The organism is Sphingomonas glacialis, assembly GCF_006439055.1.
GTDB lineage: Bacteria > Pseudomonadota > Alphaproteobacteria > Sphingomonadales > Sphingomonadaceae > Sphingomonas > Sphingomonas glacialis_A.
The window spans coordinates 147,117-163,819 of the sequence record NZ_RCZC01000008.1 but is presented as its reverse complement, the minus strand read 5'-3'; the positions used below and the strand labels follow the sequence as shown (position 1 = coordinate 163,819).

At 66.4% G+C, this 16,703-nt stretch carries 22 protein-coding genes and 1 other RNA gene; 9 read left to right on the top strand and 14 right to left on the bottom strand.

What is annotated here, in order from left to right:
- Window positions 1–56 precede the first annotated feature (56 nt).
- Entirely contained in the window at window positions 57–1,103 is a 1,047-nt protein-coding gene (gene pspF / locus EAH76_RS20125; protein WP_140852057.1) for a phage shock protein operon transcriptional activator, read from the bottom strand.
- 159 nt (window positions 1,104–1,262) lie between these two features.
- On the opposite strand from pspF, the gene EAH76_RS24020 reads away from it, so the two are divergent.
- The 9 genes from EAH76_RS24020 to EAH76_RS20085 all read left to right on the top strand — a co-directional run bounded on the left by EAH76_RS24020 (window position 1,263) and on the right by EAH76_RS20085 (window position 4,710).
- Window positions 1,263–1,406 (top strand): hypothetical protein, encoded by a 144-nt coding sequence (locus EAH76_RS24020; protein WP_161989102.1) that lies wholly within the window; start codon window positions 1,263–1,265, stop codon window positions 1,404–1,406.
- Between the two features lie 42 nt (window positions 1,407–1,448).
- Window positions 1,449–2,117 carry a phage shock protein PspA gene (pspA, locus tag EAH76_RS20120; protein ID WP_140852056.1) on the top strand — a complete coding sequence of 223 codons (669 nt, stop codon included), beginning with the start codon at window positions 1,449–1,451 and terminating at the stop codon, window positions 2,115–2,117.
- A 1-nt stretch (window position 2,118) separates the two neighbouring features.
- Window positions 2,119–2,394 (top strand): envelope stress response membrane protein PspB, encoded by a 276-nt coding sequence (gene pspB / locus EAH76_RS20115; protein WP_140852055.1) that lies wholly within the window; start codon window positions 2,119–2,121, stop codon window positions 2,392–2,394.
- A gap of 1 nt (window position 2,395) precedes the next feature.
- Complete coding sequence (gene pspC / locus EAH76_RS20110) at window positions 2,396–2,773, top strand: envelope stress response membrane protein PspC (RefSeq protein ID WP_140852054.1); 378 nt, start codon at window positions 2,396–2,398, stop codon at window positions 2,771–2,773.
- Between the two features lie 30 nt (window positions 2,774–2,803).
- Complete coding sequence (locus tag EAH76_RS20105; RefSeq protein ID WP_140852053.1) at window positions 2,804–3,097, top strand: hypothetical protein; 294 nt, start codon at window positions 2,804–2,806, stop codon at window positions 3,095–3,097.
- 22 nt (window positions 3,098–3,119) lie between these two features.
- Complete coding sequence (locus EAH76_RS20100; protein ID WP_140852052.1) at window positions 3,120–3,392, top strand: hypothetical protein; 273 nt, start codon at window positions 3,120–3,122, stop codon at window positions 3,390–3,392.
- A 192-nt stretch (window positions 3,393–3,584) separates the two neighbouring features.
- Window positions 3,585–3,866, top strand: coding sequence for a hypothetical protein (locus EAH76_RS20095; RefSeq protein ID WP_140852051.1), 282 nt, complete (start codon window positions 3,585–3,587; stop codon window positions 3,864–3,866).
- 30 nt (window positions 3,867–3,896) lie between these two features.
- The gene (locus tag EAH76_RS20090) at window positions 3,897–4,139 is read left to right on the top strand and encodes a hypothetical protein (protein WP_140852050.1); all 243 of its coding nucleotides are present in this window, start codon (window positions 3,897–3,899) and stop codon (window positions 4,137–4,139) included.
- Window positions 4,140–4,299: 160 nt separating this feature from the next.
- Window positions 4,300–4,710, top strand: a complete 411-nt coding sequence (locus EAH76_RS20085; protein ID WP_140852049.1) for a SufE family protein — start codon at window positions 4,300–4,302, stop codon at window positions 4,708–4,710.
- 27 nt (window positions 4,711–4,737) lie between these two features.
- Here EAH76_RS20085 and EAH76_RS20080 read toward each other — a convergent pair whose 3' ends face one another.
- The 13 genes from EAH76_RS20080 to EAH76_RS20025 all read right to left on the bottom strand — a co-directional run bounded on the left by EAH76_RS20080 (window position 4,738) and on the right by EAH76_RS20025 (window position 16,637).
- Window positions 4,738–5,058: a hypothetical protein gene (locus EAH76_RS20080; protein ID WP_140852048.1), complete on the bottom strand. Its 321-nt coding sequence runs from the start codon at window positions 5,056–5,058 to the stop codon at window positions 4,738–4,740.
- Window positions 5,055–5,600: a J domain-containing protein gene (locus EAH76_RS20075; protein ID WP_140852047.1), complete on the bottom strand. Its 546-nt coding sequence runs from the start codon at window positions 5,598–5,600 to the stop codon at window positions 5,055–5,057. The genes EAH76_RS20080 and EAH76_RS20075 overlap by 4 nt, the downstream gene beginning before the upstream one ends.
- 80 nt (window positions 5,601–5,680) lie before the next feature.
- Window positions 5,681–6,073: RNase P RNA component class A (rnpB, locus tag EAH76_RS20070), an RNA gene on the bottom strand.
- A gap of 11 nt (window positions 6,074–6,084) precedes the next feature.
- On the bottom strand, window positions 6,085–6,774 hold the full coding sequence (locus EAH76_RS20065) for an N-acetylmuramoyl-L-alanine amidase (protein WP_140852046.1): 690 nt from the start codon (window positions 6,772–6,774) through the stop codon (window positions 6,085–6,087).
- Window positions 6,775–6,888: 114 nt separating this feature from the next.
- Entirely contained in the window at window positions 6,889–7,752 is an 864-nt protein-coding gene (locus EAH76_RS20060; protein ID WP_140852045.1) for a CheR family methyltransferase, read from the bottom strand.
- Window positions 7,749–8,840 (bottom strand): chemotaxis protein CheB, encoded by a 1,092-nt coding sequence (locus EAH76_RS20055; RefSeq protein WP_140852044.1) that lies wholly within the window; start codon window positions 8,838–8,840, stop codon window positions 7,749–7,751. The genes EAH76_RS20060 and EAH76_RS20055 overlap by 4 nt, the downstream gene beginning before the upstream one ends.
- Window positions 8,841–8,850: 10 nt before the next feature.
- Window positions 8,851–9,216: a response regulator gene (locus EAH76_RS20050; RefSeq protein ID WP_140852043.1), complete on the bottom strand. Its 366-nt coding sequence runs from the start codon at window positions 9,214–9,216 to the stop codon at window positions 8,851–8,853.
- A gap of 65 nt (window positions 9,217–9,281) precedes the next feature.
- A complete protein-coding gene (locus tag EAH76_RS20045) occupies window positions 9,282–9,710 on the bottom strand; it encodes a chemotaxis protein CheW (RefSeq protein ID WP_140852042.1) in 429 nt (142 codons plus the stop codon).
- Window positions 9,710–12,004 (bottom strand): chemotaxis protein CheA, encoded by a 2,295-nt coding sequence (locus EAH76_RS20040; RefSeq protein WP_140852041.1) that lies wholly within the window; start codon window positions 12,002–12,004, stop codon window positions 9,710–9,712. The genes EAH76_RS20045 and EAH76_RS20040 overlap by 1 nt, the downstream gene beginning before the upstream one ends.
- A gap of 106 nt (window positions 12,005–12,110) precedes the next feature.
- A complete protein-coding gene (locus EAH76_RS20035) occupies window positions 12,111–12,755 on the bottom strand; it encodes a histidine phosphotransferase family protein (protein WP_140852040.1) in 645 nt (214 codons plus the stop codon).
- A gap of 444 nt (window positions 12,756–13,199) precedes the next feature.
- Window positions 13,200–15,083, bottom strand: coding sequence for a putative bifunctional diguanylate cyclase/phosphodiesterase (locus EAH76_RS20030; protein WP_241659810.1), 1,884 nt, complete (start codon window positions 15,081–15,083; stop codon window positions 13,200–13,202).
- A 310-nt stretch (window positions 15,084–15,393) separates the two neighbouring features.
- Window positions 15,394–15,561 carry a hypothetical protein gene (locus EAH76_RS24195; protein WP_170208052.1) on the bottom strand — a complete coding sequence of 56 codons (168 nt, stop codon included), beginning with the start codon at window positions 15,559–15,561 and terminating at the stop codon, window positions 15,394–15,396.
- 107 nt (window positions 15,562–15,668) lie between these two features.
- The gene (locus tag EAH76_RS20025) at window positions 15,669–16,637 is read right to left on the bottom strand and encodes a threonine ammonia-lyase (RefSeq protein ID WP_194151051.1); all 969 of its coding nucleotides are present in this window, start codon (window positions 16,635–16,637) and stop codon (window positions 15,669–15,671) included.
- Window positions 16,638–16,703: the final 66 nt, after the last annotated feature.

Genomic DNA, 16,703 nt, shown 5'->3' with positions numbered 1-16,703 from the left:
TCCTTGAAAGCTCGATACGCAAACGTCAGGCCCGGCAAATGGGTCCGGCCCGCTCGTTACGCAACCGATTCTGTCGACGCACCCGAAATCAGGCCGTGGCGCCTGAGCGCGTGGCGCAACTGGTCGTAGCTCAGGCCCAGCGCTTCGGCGGTGGCGCGCTGGTTGAAGCGGTTCTCGGCCATCGCCGCCTGCAGCATCTCGCACTCGAAACGCGCGAGCCGCGCCTTGTAATCCATCGGCGCTGACGCCTCGCTCGAAGGCGGCGCTGCGACGGGCGGTGCCGCTGCTGCGACCGCGCTCGGCTCAGCCAAGGGCGCGACCGTCGCGGGCCGATGCGGAGATGCGAATGGATCGAACTGGATCGCATCGATCGGCCCGTCGAGATCCCAGCGATACACTGCGCGTTCGGCGACGTTGCGCAATTCGCGGACGTTGCCCGGCCAGGGATACGCCTTCAGCGCCGCCTCGGCGGTCTTGCTGAACCCCGGCCAGCTGTCGCGCCCCAGCTCCGACGCCATCCGCCGCCCGAAATGCTCGGCGAGCACGAGCACGTCGTCGACGCGCGCGCGCAGCGGCGGCAGCGTCACCACCTCGAAGCTCAGCCGGTCGAGCAGATCGGCGCGGAACTGATGCCGCGCGACCTTGTCGGGCAGATGCTCGTTGGTCGCAGCCACGATGCGGACATCGACGCGCATCGGCCGCGACGATCCGATCCGCGTCACCTCGCCATATTCGACCGCGCGCAACAGCCGGTCCTGCGCCGCCATCGACAGCGTGCCGAGCTCGTCGAGGAACAAGGTCCCGCGATGCGCCTCCTCGAAGCGCCCCGCCCGCGCCTTGGTCGCGCCGGTAAAGGCTCCCGCTTCGTGCCCGAACAGTTCGGCCTCGATCAGCGTCTCGGGGAGCGCAGCGCAATTCATGATGACGAGCGGCTGGTCCCAGCGTGGGCTCAGGCGATGCAGGCGCTCGGCGATGAGCTCCTTGCCTGTGCCGCGCTCGCCGATCACGAGCACCGGGCGGTCGAGCGCCGCCGCGCGGCTGGCGAGTTCGAGCGCGTCGAGAAACGCGCCCGATTGTCCGATCACCTGGGTCGTTCGTTCCATTCCCAACGCTTGGCGTAAAATCCCAAGCCTTGGCAAGTGTGTTTTTCCTATACCACACTCAAAAGCACGCAAATCCGCCATTTCGAAAACTGGCACGGTCCCTGCAAAGCTTCTGACATCGCCCCACCGGGCACTGTTTTTCCGCCAAGGAGACCCGCCATGACCACCGAATACAAGTCGCGCAGCTCGCTCGCCCAGATCGCCGTCGCTCTCGTCGCCACCGTCCTGATCGGGTCGGTCGCCATCGTCGGCACCGTCGGCCCGGCGACTGCCGCCCCTGCCGCGATCAGCACGATCGCCTGAGTTTTTCCGCCAGTATCTGCGTACCCCCGAAGGAGTAACACAATGGGCATCTTCAGCCGCACCCGCGATATCATCGCCGCCAACTTCACCGACCTGCTCGACAAGGCCGAAGACCCCGCGAAGATGATCCGCATGATCATCCTCGAGATGGAGGAAACGCTGGTCGAGGTCCGCGCCTCCGCTGCGCGCACGATCGCCGACCAGAAGGAAATGCGCCGCCACATCGGCAAGCTCGGCAGCTTGCAGGAAAGCTGGACCGAAAAGGCCGAGCTCGCGCTGTCGAAGGGCCGCGAGGACCTCGCCAAGGCCGCCTTGGTCGAGAAGCGCAAGGCCGCCGACATGGCCGACCAGCTCGGCAGCGAGATCGCGGTGCTCGACGAGGCGCTGCGCAGCTCGGAAGAGGATATCGCCAAGCTCACCGGCAAGCTGCGTGAGGCCCGCACCCGCCAGAACTCGATCGCGACGCGCCTCGAGAGCGCGCAGAACCGCTTCAAGCTGCGCGATCTCTACGCTGGCCCCAAGATGCAGGACGCCTTCAGCCGCTTCGAGATCATGGAGCGCCGCGTCGACATGGCCGAGGGCCGCGCCGACGTTGCCGGCTTCGGCGCACCGCCCAAGACGCTCGACGAGGAAATCGCAGAGCTCAAGGCGGCCGAGAAGGTCGACGCCGAACTCGCCGCGATGAAGGCCCGCGTCGGTAAGGACGGCTGAGATGGATGACTCCTTTCTCGCCATCCCGATCGTCGCAATCCTCTTCGTCGGATTGCCCTGGGTGATCCTGCACTACGTCACCAAGTGGAAGCAGGCGCCCAAGATCACCAACGAAGACGAAAAGCTGCTCGACGAGCTCTATACCCTCGCCCGCCGGCTCGAGGATCGCCTCGGCACGGTCGAACGCATCGTCGCCGCCGATCACCCCGAATGGCGCGCGAGCATGCCGCTCGCCGAGCCGAACCCAACGCAATATGACATCACACGGAGGAACTGAAATGTCCGCCAGCCGCACCAAATTCTACCTCGACAAACAGAACAGCAAATGGCTGGGCGTCTGCTCGGGGATCGCCGATTACACCGGCATGGACGTCACCCTGGTCCGCGTCGGCACCGCGATGCTGACGCTGGTCACCAGCGGGTGGGTCCTCCTCGGCTACCTCGTCATCGCTTTCGTCGCCGACAAGAAGCCGCTCGGCCTCTACGACAGCGCCGAGGATGCCAAGTTCTGGCAGGGCGTGCGCGCCAACCCGACGCGCTCGACCGCCGAAGTCCGCAGCAAGTTCCGCGACATCGATCGTCGCCTTGCCGATATCGAGACGATGTACACCAGCCGCAACACGCGCCTTGCCGATGAGATCGACAGCCTGCGCTGAGCGGATCCGGGGCATAACAGGGGAAGACACATGAGCAACTTGGCACTTTTGATCCCGATCGCGGCGATCACCGTCGGACCCGTCGCCTGGGTCGTGAACACCTGGGTCCGTGCCAAGCACGGCTATCCGATCGAGACGAAGAAGGGCGAACTGATTCACCGCGGCGGCGACCTCAGCCTGACCCGCCAGACCGACCTGCTCAAGGCCGAGAACGAAAAGCTGCACGGCCAGGTCAGCCGGCTCGAGGAGCGCCTCGCGGTGCTCGAACGCATCGCCACCGATCCCGCCGAGCGTGTCTCGCGCGAAATCGACGCGCTGCGCTGAACCACAAGCCAGGAGACGCGCCATGAACGGTTTCACGATTTTCATGATCGCCTTCGTGGTCGTCGGCATCCCCGTCATCGGCGGGCTGTGGCACGAGACCTACAAGGTCGGCCTCAAGCACAAGGAAAAGATGGCCAATGCGCTGAGCGCGCAGACCGCCGAGAAGGCCGCGCAATACGCCGCGCAGACCGAACGGCTCGAACAGCGCGTTCGCGTGCTGGAACGGATCATCACCGACCGCGGGGTCGATCTCGCCCACGACATCGATCGCCTGCGCGACACGCCGCTCAACTAACCCTATACAAAGCCACTCTTTCTCCCCGAGGATATCATGATCGCATTCTTTATCGTGCTCGCCGTCGTCACGGCGGGGGGTGTCTGGGCGACCGAAAGCGTCGACCGCCCACGCCGCCGCAAACTTCGCGAAGCTGCCGCCGCGGCACGCTGAGCCCAGCCTTTACGCCCCTCTTCTGAAGGAGTGACCGAAATGAACCCGTTTGAAATGGTCGTCGCGATCATCGTCGTCGTCACCCTCGGGCGTGTCCTGATGGCGCGCTACGGCGTGGTTCACACCAAGCACGGCGAGGACATCCGCTTCCGCGACGATCCCGCCGCCGCCGCCGAGAACGACCGGCTGCGCGACGAGCTCAAGGCGATGAAGGACCGGCTCGCCGTCCTCGAACGCCTCGCCACCGACAGCAACGACAGCGGCGCCCGCCTCGATCGCGAGATCGAGAAGCTCCGCGACCGCCAAGACCCACGGGCTTAACCGATGACCCTTTTCGCAGGAGCAGGGATGATGACCGACCCGACCTTCTACATCACCATGGCCACCGCTGGCCTCGCCGGGCTGGCAATGCTGACCGGCGCCGCGCTGACCGGCTGGCGCGGCTGGCTCGCCTTCAAGCAGCAGGAGCTGCACGCGTTCGGCGACCCGACGCCGACGCAATCGCTCCCCAATGCGAGCGCCAGGATCGAGATCGCCGATCTCAAGGAGCGCATCCGCAAGCTCGAGGCGATCGCGGCCGGCGTGGATCTGTAATCCTCTAGCCCCTCCCCTTCAGGGGAGGGGTTGGGGTGGGGCCGTGCCGCGAGTCAGGCACTGGCCGTCTCGGTGAGACCTCCCCCACCCCCATCCCCTCCCCTAAAGGGGAGGGGCGAAAAAGGTGACGAAGTCCGCGCCGGGCGGCTATACGCCCCCCATGCAGACCCTCGCCGATCTCGAATCCGACTACAGCTTCCTCGATGCGGACGACCGCTACCGTCTCCTCATCGATCTCGGGCGCGAGCTCGAACCGATGCCCGACGCGCTGAAAACCGATGCGACGCTGGTGCGCGGCTGCTCCGCCTCGGTCTGGGTCTATCCGATGGCGAAGGACGACGGCATGCTGCACTTCCTCGCCGATTCGAACGCTGCGATCACCAAGGGGATCATCGCGCTGGTGTTGCTGGCGGTGCAGGATCAGCCCGCCGCGACGATCCTCGCCACCGACATCCCGACCGAACTCGCGCCGTTCGATCTCAAGAACCAGCTCAGCTCGAACCGTACGCAGGGCATCCCCAACATGATCGCGCTGATCCGCGAGACCGCCGCGCGCTACGCCAACGCATAGCGCGCGTCCGGCGGGCGATCGTCAAACTCAGGGTTGAGGGTCGTCCGGCGTCTCGCCCAAGCCTAGCGCAGCCGCCACAGCGGCGATCGGCAGCCCCTCGCGCACTAGCATCCATTCACCCGGCGCCGCACCGTTCACAACCGTGACAGCGCCCTTCGGACAGACGCCGAGGCACTTCACCTCGACGATGCCGAGCGCACCCTTGCGACCCTTGGCGACGCCGAGCTCGGCGCGCAGCGCCCTGGCGAGCCCGGTCTTACCCTTCGCGCCGAACCCGCCATCCAGCTTCTTCGAGCATTTCTTGCAGACCAGCAGCGTGTTCGACCAGCCCGACCGGACCGTTTTCAAACCGTGGGTTTCCACTGGCGCAGGTCCTCGGCGGTCTTGAGCACGTCATACGCCGCCTGGATCGCGAGGAAGCGCGCCGCGGCCTCCTTGTCGCCGGGGCGGACGTCGGGATGGTTCGACTTGGCGAGCCGCCGCCACGCGAGCCGCACCGCCTCGAAATCGGCATCGACTTCGAGCTCGAGCACTTCGAGCGCGCGCATCTCGTCGCGCGAGCGGCTGCCGTCGCCCGGCCCCGCCCACTGATTGGTGCGCGATTCGGTATAGCCCTCGGCAGTCTGCGTTTCGGCACGCTCGCGCTCGGCGGCTTCCTCGGCGGTGAGGCCTTCGAAATAATTCCAGCCGCGATTGTATTCGCCGGCATGGACCTGGCAGAAATACCAGCGTTCCGGGCTGTTGGGCGATTTCGGCGCGGGGCAATCGCCCTTCTCATTGCAGCCGTGGCGATCGCACAAGCGCACGGTCGCGGCCTCGCTGCCAGCCTCGCCATAAGCGCGCCAGCGCGGAAAACCCCAGTCGACCGATCGTGATGATGTACGCGCCATAGCGGGCCATCTAAGCATCGCGGTGCGATAGCGCCATGACGCTTTTGTGAAACGCCCATGAAAAGCGTCGAAAACGAAAAAGCGCCAGAGGGTCTGTAAGCCGGGTTCTGTCCCCCCCGCCATGTGACGGGGATAGGCGACCATTCCTCTAGGACGACGTTTGCACGCCGCCTCAAGCAATCAACCCGGGTGACGAGCTGAAACGAAGCCCATGTGCCACCCCTATTCGATCTTGCTCCCGGTGGGGTTTACCATGCCGCTTCGGTTACCCGTCGCGCGGTGCGCTCTTGCCGCACCCTTTCACCCTTGCCTGTTCCTCGCCCCCCTTGCGGGAAGGTCGGACATCGGCGGTCTGCTCTCTGTGGCACTGTCCCTGGGGTCACCCCCGCCGGGCGTTACCCGGCACCGTCGTTCCGCGGAGCCCGGACTTTCCTCGCGTATCAAAAGATACCCGCGGCCGCCCGACCCTCTGGCTGCGAGTTCCTTAGTCGTCCCCTTGTGGCTTTGGCAACAGCAGTGCGAGCAGGATGCTGCGGCATTCGCCGTCGATCACGCCGTCGATCAGTTCGGGACGGAAGCGCCGCTGGAAGGCAACGACCGCGGCGAGCTTGTCGCGCACGTCATAGCCGAAGCGCTCGAGCGCGACGAGGAAGCCGGCATCGGCCCACATCGGGTCGAGCAGTTTCTTGGTCGGCCGTGGCAAAGCGAGCCGGACCTTGGCGAGCCGGCTCCACGGGAACAGCTCACCCGGATCCTGCTTGCGCGTCGGGGCGATGTCCGAATGACCGACGACATTGCCGCGCGTGATGCCGTGCCGTTCGGTGATCCCGGCGACCAACGGGATCAGCGCGTCGATCTGCTCCTCGAAGAACGGGCGATAGCCGAATTCGTGGCCCGGATTGACGATCTCGATCCCGATGCTCGCCGAATTGACGTCCTCGATCCCGCGCCAGCACGATTTGCCCGCGTGCCAGGCGCGCTTGTCCTCGGGCACCATGCGCAGCACCTGCCCGTCCTCGGCGATGAGATAATGCGCCGAGACCTTCGCTTCGGGGTCGCGCAACCGGTCGATTGCCGCCTGGGCGGTCTGCATGCCGGTATAGTGCAATACGATGATCGACACCGGCAACGCGCGGTCGTCGAAATTGGGCGAAGGGGTTTCGATGATCGTCATGGGGAGGTCCCTACGCAAGCCAAACCAGAGCTTAAGCACGGACGCGCGCCACAAGGAACCCCGTCAGCGAAGGCTGACAACGCGCCCGTCGCCCGTCGCTGACGATCGTACCCGTCAGCCCTCGCCCGGCACGTCGCGTTCGTAGAGGCCGCGATAAGCGGCGCTCGGGCGGAATGCCTCGGTCTGGCCGATGACGGTCTCGCCCGCGCCGAGCACGAGCACGCCGCCGGGCTGCAAGACGGTCGCGAAGCGGTCGAGGATCTGTCGGCGATCCTCGGCGGTCAGATACAGCAGGACGTTGCGGCACAGGATCACGTCGAAGCGCCCCGACGGCATCGGGTGAGCGACTAGGTTCATGCGACGGAAGGCGATGCGGCGGACAAGATCGGGCTTGGCGACCCAGTCCCCGCCGTCGCTGTCGAACCATTCGACCATGCGGCGGATCGGGAGCCCGCGCTGGATCTCGAACTGCGAATAGCGCCCGCTGCGCGCACGCGCGAGCGCCGCTTCGGAAACGTCGGTGGCGACGATCTCGGGCATCGTCGCACCGCGAAACGCCGCTTGCTCGGCGAACAGCATCGCGAGCGACAGCGGCTCCTGCCCGAACGAACAGCCGGCGGACCAGACCCGCAAGCGTCGCGCCGGATGCTCGCCCTGCATCGCGACGGCGGCCTTGGCGACGAGATCGAGCACGGGTGCGTCGCGGAAGAACGAGCTTTCATGGTTGAGCAGCGCATCGGCGACCTGCTCGGCGAGCGCGGGCGCGCGCTGCGCCGCCAGCGCCAGCGCGTCGAGCGTGGCGAGGCCGTGTTCGCGCATCAAGGCGGTGAGTTCGGTCTCGATCCGCCATTCGCGGTTCGCCGCAAGCTGCTGGCCGGTCCGCGCCTCGAGGATCGCGGTGAGCACGCCGATCGCCCCGCTGGTGGAAGCGCGTTCGCTCGGCAGATGGACCTTCAGACCGTCGTACCGCTCGCTCATGCCGGACGCCGACGCGCCGCGACGAGGCGGCCGAGTTCGGCCGGGGGGAGCAACGCGGTGGCGAGGCCGGCCGCCGCGATCGCGCCGGGCATGCCCCACACCACCGAACTGGCGCGGTCCTGCGCGACGATCACACCGCCGCGATCGGCGAGCCGGCGGGCGCCTTCGCTCCCGTCGCGCCCCATGCCGCTGAGCACGATGCCGAGCGCGCGCGCGCCATAGACATCGGCGAGACTGTCGAACATCGGATCGACCGAGGGCATGCAGCCGCTCTTGCTCGCCTCGCTGGTGAGGCGGATCGCTGCGCCGTCGCCGGTGCTGACGACGCGCATATGCGCATCGCCTGGCGCAACGATCGTCCGGCCCGGGCGGATTCGCATCGAATCGTGTGCGACGTCGCACGGCCGGTCCGCCATGACCGCCACCTGCGCGGCAAAGAACGGCATGAACGAGCCCGGCAGATGCTGCGTGATGAGGATCGGCAGCGGGAACGACGCCGGCAACTCGCGCAGCAGGGTCGCCAGCGCATGGATTCCCCCGGTCGAGGCACCGATCGCGACGATATCGAAGCCCTGCGCCGTCGCCAGCGCCGCGCTGACGAGATCGGGCGCACCGCGCCGCGGCATCAGCGGCAGCGGCGCCTCGATCGGCGTTTCGAGCGCGAGCAGGCGGCGCAGTTTGTCGACGATCGCGACCGAGAACCGCCCCGCGAAATCACCGACACCCGGCTTGAGCAAAGTGTCGGCGGCACCGAGCGCGAGCGCCTCGATCGTCGCCGAGGCGCCCTCCGCCGCGGCAGAAGAGACGATCAGCACCTTGGCGCCCTGCCCCGCCACGATCAGATCGGGCAACGCCACCAGCCCCGAAACCCCCGGCATCTCGATGTCGAGCACGACCGCGTCGACCTGCGTGTCGCGCAGGAAGGCCAGTGCGGCATCGGCATTCGACACCGCGCCAGCGACAGTGAACCCTCCGCCCTCCAAAGCGCGCGCGATCACCGCGCGCGCGACCGCCGAATCATCGACGATCAGCACCCGTGGCGGGTCGTCGGCGATAAGTCCGACGAGGGTGGGAACGATCGGGGGCATCGGTGCGCCCTCAGGCCATGCCGACGATCTGAAGTTTGCTCTCTAGCGTTTCGCGGTCGAACGGCTTCATGACATATTCGTCGGCCCCCGCTTCGATCGCGGCGCGGATGTGCGCCATGCCGTTCTCGGTGGTGCAGAACACCACCTTGGGGCGGCTCTCGATCGCGCTGTCGCGTAAAGCACGCAGGAAATCCATCCCGCTCATCACCGGCATGTTCCAGTCGAGCAGCACGACATCGGGCGCCGAGGCAAGGCATGAATCGAGCGCTTCGCGGCCATCGCCGGCTTCGGTCACACGAAAGTTGAGCGTCTCCAGGATGTGGCGGGCGACCTTGCGGATCACCTTCGAATCGTCGACGACGAGGCAGGTCTTCATGAATTCACCCTGTTTGAGCAAGCTGTGGCAAACCTTGCCCGAAATGCGTAAGCGTCGCGTTAATCTCAGGCCGCGAGCGCAAGCCCGCGTGGAATGAGCGCGGCAAGCCCGATCGCGAGGATCGGTTCACCCTCGCGTTCGATGATCCCGCGCCCAACGGTCAGCCAACCCTTGTCGAGCACGATCCCGGCGGCGAGCGGCGCGAGATCGAACGGCGCGACGTCATCGAGCGCATCGACCAGCACGGCATAATGATGCCCGTCGACGATCGTGATCACCGCGCGCGTCGCCTCGCCCGTCCCCGGCTCGAGCCCGAGCGCGGCGCGCGTGTCGAGCACGGTGACGACGCGGCTGCGAAGCGCAGCAAGTCCGCGGACATGCCGGTCGGCGCGCGGCACCGGGATGATCGTCCCGATGTCGATCACCGACTCGACCTGGTCCGATTCGATCGCGACGGTACGACCGGCGATCTGCGCGATCAGGAACAAGGGCATCAGCGGCCTCCTGCCGACCGCGCGACCGCCGCCAATACGGCGGGGCGATCGTAGCGGAAAATCGTATCTTCGCCGCCACCTTCGGCATCGCGCCGCAGCCGGACGACCGGGATCGCGCTGGCGGATGGCGCTACGTCGCCCTCCATGCGCACCAACACCTGCGGTACCTCGCCCGGCCTGAGCGTCGCGGTGACGCGGTAGCCCGACGCTTCGAGCACAGGCTTGAGGAAGGTCGTCATCCACGCCGATTCGGCGCCGTCGAGCAGGCAGAGCGGTGCTTCGGCCTCGAGCGGGCTCGCCCCGTGCGTCGAGAAGATCCAGAAGAGATCGAGCACTTCGATCTGCTCGCCGTCGAGCGCGACGACGCCGGCGATCGGCCCGACCTCCTGCGCCGGCACGATCGCGCTGGGCAGTTCGACGATGTCGAGCGCGTCCTTGATCGCATAGGCGATCTCGGTCGCGCCATCCCGCAGTCGCAGCACCGACACGGTCGGCAGCGCCGCCCATTCGCCGAGCGCGACGAGTGGGATGATCGCGCCTTCGACCGACAGCCGCAACCGCCCCGCCGACAGGCGGATCGCGCCCGCGGCGACCGGCTCGACGCGGTCGATCACCGACAGCGGCACGATCCGGCGGCAGCCGTCGAGATCCTCGAACAGCAAGGCCTGGACCCCCGGAACCACCTCGACCACGGCTTCCTCTTCGGCCGCGCTCGCGCGTGTGAACACCAGCCCCGCGACCTGTGCGATCCCGGCGCAATCGAGCATCAGCATCGGCAACCCGCTGTCGGGCAAGGTCTGGCCGGCATAGATCCCCGTCGCCATGATCGCGGGCGCGGCCGGCTTGATCACCAATTCCTCATGGTCGAGCACGCCATCGACCGCGAGCGCATAGCTGCCACCCGACACGCTGACGATGACGAGCATCGCCGGATCGTGTGGGGCGAAGCCGAGCAGCCCGCCCAGATCGATCAGCGGCATCCGCCGGTCGCGTACCGTTGCGGTCAGCGTATCGCCGATCCGGTCGATGCGGATCGTCTGCCCGCCGACACGGACGATCTCCTCGATCGCCTGGCGCGAGATGGCGAAGCGCTGGTCGCGGACGCCGACGCCGATCGTCGACATGATCGACAGCGTCAGCGGCACATGAATGGCGATCCGTAAGCCGAGGCCCGGCGTGTTGAACAATTCGATCCGCCCGCCGATCTGCTCGACATTGGCGCGCACCACATCCATCCCGACGCCGCGCCCCGAAATCGCGGTGACGACCTCCTTGGTCGACAGGCCGGGCTCGAAGATCAGGTCGAGCTTCGCCTGCATGCTCAGCGCACGCAACTCGGCCTCGCTGCGACGTCCCTCCTGCGCGATCTTGGCGATCAGCGCATCGACGTCGATCCCGCGGCCGTCGTCGCAAATCTCGATGATGATCTGGTTGCCCGACTGCCGGGCGGAAACGTTGAGCCAGCCATTCTCGCGCTTCTTCGCCAGCCGGCGGAGCGCGGGCGGTTCGATCCCATGGTCGATCGAATTGCGGATGATGTGGACGAGCGGATCGCGCATCATCTCGATCATCTCGCGGTCGAGTTCGACGTCGCTGCCCTCGATATGCAGCGTCACCGACTTGCCGAGCTCGGCGGCAGTATCGCGGACCATCCGTGGCAATGCCGAGAACAGCGCGTCGATCTTCTGCATCCGCGTCCGCGTGACGGTGTCGCGCATCTCGGCGACGGTCAGCGACAATCGTTCGAGCGCGGCCTCGACGCTCGGGTCGGCGCCATCGTCGCGCAGCCGGCGCGCGAGTTCGTTGCGCGCGAGCACCATGTCGGACATGCCGCTCATCATCCGGTCGAGCAGGTCGACGTTGAGCCGCACGCTACGGCTCGCCGCGCGGTTCGGGGTCACGACGTTCACCGGGGCGGCAGCTTGCGCGCCGGTATCGAGCGCGGCGACGAGCAAGTCCTCGCCCGAATCATCGACCGCATGCCCCGCATCGATCGCCTCGACCAGTTCGCCGATCCGGTCGACGATCGCGAGCACGGCGTTGACCAGAGCGGTATCGGGGGTGCGCTCGCCCGCGCGGACCGCGGCGAGCACGTCCTCGGCGGCATGGCTCAGCCGCGCGAGCCGCGGCAGGTCGAGAAAGCCGCAGCTGCCTTTGACGGTGTGGACGAAGCGAAAGATCGCATCGAGCCGGTCGCGGTCGCCCGGCGCCGATTCCCACGCGACGATCTCGCCCGAGAGCGCCTCGAGCGTCTCGCGCGTTTCCGCGATAAATTCCTGTAATAGATCGTCCATGAGTCCCCGCGAAACGGTACGGGGGACCATGGTCGAAAAATGGTTAAGGGCGGGTGTAGCGTCCGAAATAGCGCTGTCCGCGCCGGGTCTTGTCCGGCCGCGCGGCTCAGCTCGCCTTGAACGCCGCCCCGAACAGCAGCACCGCATCGCCCGGATCCGAGACCTGGACGAGGCCACCGCCCTCGTCGACGAGCGCATGGACGAGATAGGCCGCAGCCGCGCGCGGCGTGATCACCGCGTCGCCCTGCGTCCCGGTCAGCGCGGCGCGCATCTCGGCATCGAGCACGATCCGGGGGCCCGAGGCGCGCACGACGATCTCGATCTGGCCGTCGATCGTCTCGGCGCCGACATCGAGCTGCCCACCGCGCACCAGCGCATCGCCGGCGATCAGCGCGAGGTTGAGCAGCACCTTGATCGCGGTCTTGGGGAGCGTCGCATCCTCGACCAGCCAGCCGAGCTTGACGCGGTGCCCGTCGCCGAACAGCCCCTCGATCGCGGCGCGCGCCTCGCGCGCATCGATCGTCTCGCCGAAGCCACCCGCCGCACCGAACGCCAACCGGAAGAATTTGAGCTTGTTGGCCGACGCCTTGGCGCTTTCGCTCAGCAGCTCGAGACAGCGCGCGCGCATCTCGGGATCATGCTCGTCGGCGAGCAGTTCGAGCCCGTTATTGAGCGCACCGACCGGGCTCAGCAGATCGTGGCAGAGCCGCGAGCAGAGCAGGCTGGCGAAATCGACGGAGGTCATCGTCATGGGATAAGCGGCTTTCGGGTCACGCGGTGTCGGTTCTTCTTACGGTGCGCGGCGTTTGGCGCAAGCCGCGTGGGGGTTTAGCGTATCGGATCCGCGCTATAGCGCGTTGGCGTGCGTATGCTGCGCGACGGGGTGATCTCAGCAATCGGTCGAAAGCCGTCACGCCGCTGCTGGGCGACCGGAGGCGATACGCCGCGCTTTCCGCAACACCGGGGGATCGGCAGCGACGACCCATCCGACAGTGGGGTCCACGCGCCCTCTGCGCTATCCCGTCTTTGCGCACTGACCATCTAAAGCGAACCGCGCCGCAGCCGTCCCCGGCTTTCCGCCCCCTGCGATTTGAGCGCCGCGCAGTTTCCGAAAGGTATCCAGCGACATCGGTCTCCCGAACAGATACCCCTGGAGCTCATGGCAGCCCGCGGCGCGCAGCAGTTCCGCCTGCTCCTAGGTCTCGACGCCTTCTGCGACGACTCGCATGTCGAGCCCTTTCGCCAGCAGCACCGCCGCCTCGATCAGCATCGAGGCTTTGCTCTCCCGGTGCAAATCCTCGAGCAGGGACTTGTCGATCTTGATGTGGCTGAAGCCATAGGATTGCAGATAGTGGATGCTGGTGAACCCGGTCCCGAAATCATCGAGCGCGACGGATATTCCCATCGCTCTGAACGCCCTGACCCCGTCAATCGCGCGGTAGGCGTCGGCGAGCAGATAACCCTCGGTGATCTCGAACTGGAGCCGCCGCGCCGGGAAACGGGTCTGCTCGAGGATATGCGCGACCTGCCGATGGAAGGTCGGATCGCGGAACTGCGCCGGCGACACGTTCACGCTGAGCTTGATCGAGGTGAGCCGCTGGAAATCGCGGCACGCGCGTTCCAGCACGAACAGGCCGATCGAGAGGATCTGTCCTGTCGCCTCGGCGATCCCGATGAAGTGATCGGGACTGAGCGGCCCTTCGGACCGGCCTGGCCACCGGATCAGCGCCTCCGCCGCTACGATCGCACCGCTTTTGGCGTTTACGATCGGTTGATAGACGACATCGAACTCATTCCTTGCGAGGCCCGCGCCGATCTGGGCCTGTACGGCGATGCGGTGGAGCCGACCTTCGTCGAACGTCTCCTGATAAACCGCGATCTCGCCCTTGGCGTGCGTCTTGACATGATACATCGCGGTATCGGCGCGGCGCAGCAGCTCGCTCGCCTTCAGCGGGGCAGACGTATTGCCGGCGATCCCGATGCTGGAACCGACTTGCAGGACGTGCTGATCGACGAGCACCGGGAGATTGATCTCCGCGCGGTAGCGCTTCGCGATGGCGACCGCCTTCGCGGTTGCTCCATGCGTCTCGACCAGAACGGCGAACTCATCGCCCCCTATTCGGGCAAGGGTCGCATATGGCGGACAGGTTTCGCGCAGCCGCTCGCTCAGGCTGCCGATCAGCAGATCCCCGGCATGATGCCCGTGCGCATCGTTGATCTCCTTGAATCCGTCGAGATCGACGAACACGATAGCCACGCTGTCGAGCGGCCGGTCGAGCTCGCTTTCGAGGGTATCGAGGCGCGCGAGCAGATGCCGGCGGTTCGGAAGTCCGCTAAGCGCGTCCGTCACGGCAATGCGCGCATTCTCCCGGCTAAGCGTTTCCGATTCGATCTGGCGAAGCCGCAGATCGCGTCGCGAGTGGATCATCTGGGTGAACTCGGAATTGTACCGAAAGGCGATGACCATCAGCCCGCCGCTGACGAAGAACATGACGATCGATTCGACCATGTTCTGCCCAGCGCCGATCCAGGCGAAGTATCCGATCGACCAGGCCATAGAGACGGCGGCCACCCTCATGGCAGCCGCGCGAATGCTCATCAGGCAGAAAATCGTACTGACCTCGGTCAACGATAGAAAGAAGATCAGCTGTCCACGCGACTTCGATCTGCCAAGGCCATAAATCGACGCGCTCCAGATCTCGAACGCCATCGTCAGTATGAAGGCCAGGTTGCAGGTTCGTCTGATCAGACGCACGAGATCCTCGTCCGAAATAGCCCTTTCTGCGTTCTGCCGCAGCCACCAGATCGCCCGCACCGACGCGATAACGCAGAGGATTGTCGGTATTACCAAGGTGCGAAAAGGCATTTCCGCGCGAAAGAACTCCGACGTTATCGCCGCGGTATTGCAGATCAAAATGAGATACAGCAGCGGAACCTGCTTGGCGAGGGAGCGGAACTGCGCGCGCGCGATTTCATGGTCGGGTGTGTCGAGCTTGAACAGAAGTCCGACCGTGCGCAGCATCAGTATACAACTTTGGCAAAGGGAGGGGTCACTGGGCGAACGACAACCAATGGCCAATAAAGACTCAAGACTTCGCTGAGAGCATACTACGTAAAATTACGATTCGGCTGCTTGGCGACCGCGATGGTTCCTCAGCAAGGACCTCCGCTGGCCGCAGACACAGGCCCGCCATGCTCGCTCTTTGTCGAAAAATGTCCTGTATTCGGGTCTCGGCCGTGTGAGGTGAACGACCTTCCCGACATCGCCTGGCGTCCAACGGCGGCCGCGCGATCCGCCTCATCGAGGAACGGCGAACCAAGCACCCGATCCACGGCGCGCGCCGCGCGCATCGCTCCCGTCCCGGACGCCCGCGCGAAGCGACTGGGGTCTACAGCGTCCAGATGACGACGTTGCCGACCAGCACCGCCGCCATCACCAGCATCAGCACGCCCTTGCGGACGTTCTGGCGCTTGGCGATCAACACGCCGCCGCCGATCAGGCAGGCGAACGCGGCGAGCATCGCGATAGCGGGCGCTAGGCCTTCGAGGTTATTCATGGCGCACTCTTCTTCCCGTTCGTGCGGAACCTGTCGACAGGTCCCTCTCCACGAGCGCGGCGATCGTGGCTAGGCCCCTTAGCAAAGCTCTGGGCGAACCGATCGGGCTAGTCCGCCCCCGCCAGCACCGCGCCATACGCCACCATATCGACATTCCCCCCCGACAGCAGGACGAGCAACCCCGGCTCGACCGGCACCTTGCCCGCCAGCAAGGCCGCCAGCGCGACCGCCCCGCCCGGCTCAACCACCAGCCGCAATTTCTCCGCCGCCCAGCGCTGCGCGACGCGCACCTCACGCTCGCTCACCGCCACCCCGGTCGCGCCACGCCGCGAGAGCACGTCGAAGGTCAACGGCGACACCTCGCGCGTCATCAACGAATCGCACGTCGTCGCCGGCGGGTTGGCGCCGACCGGCTCGATCCACCCCGCCGCGAGACTGAGCGTCATATCGTCCCACCCCTCGGGCTCCACGATCGTCACCTCCGCCTCGGGCAGCGACAACGCGAGTCCCGCGGCGAGCCCGCCCCCGCTGCACGGCACCACGATACGCGCCGGGCGCGGCAGGCCGAGCGCCACCATCTGCGCCTCGGCCTCGATCCCGGCGCTGCCCTGCCCTTCGATCACCCAGGCATCGTCGAAGCTCGGCACCAGCGTCGCCCCGCGCGATTCGGCGAGCGCGGCGGCGATCACTTCGCGCCGCTCGGTCGCGCGGTCGTAGCTGACGACTTCCGCCCCCAGCGACAGCGTATTGCGGCGCTTCACCTCGGGCGCATCGGCGGGCATCACGATCGTCGCGGCGATGCCCAGCCGCTTGGCCGCCCAGGCGACGCCCTGCGCATGATTGCCCGAGGAGAAGGCGACCACGCCCCTCGCCCGATTCGCCTCGTCGAGCGCTGTCAAACGGTGCCATGCGCCGCGGATTTTGAACGCGCCGACCGGCTGCAGACACTCCGCCTTGAAAGCGACCTTAACGCCCTGAATTTCCACGACGAACAGTGGACTTGGGGGAAGGATCAAAGCGACCTTGGCGGCGGCATCGCGCACCCCTGCGCGCGTCGGCTGTCTTAAAATCGTCACGTGTCACCTCCGGGGGTCCAAAACCGCTTTACATTGAAAAAGCACGACCCTATTTCGCCCATCCGC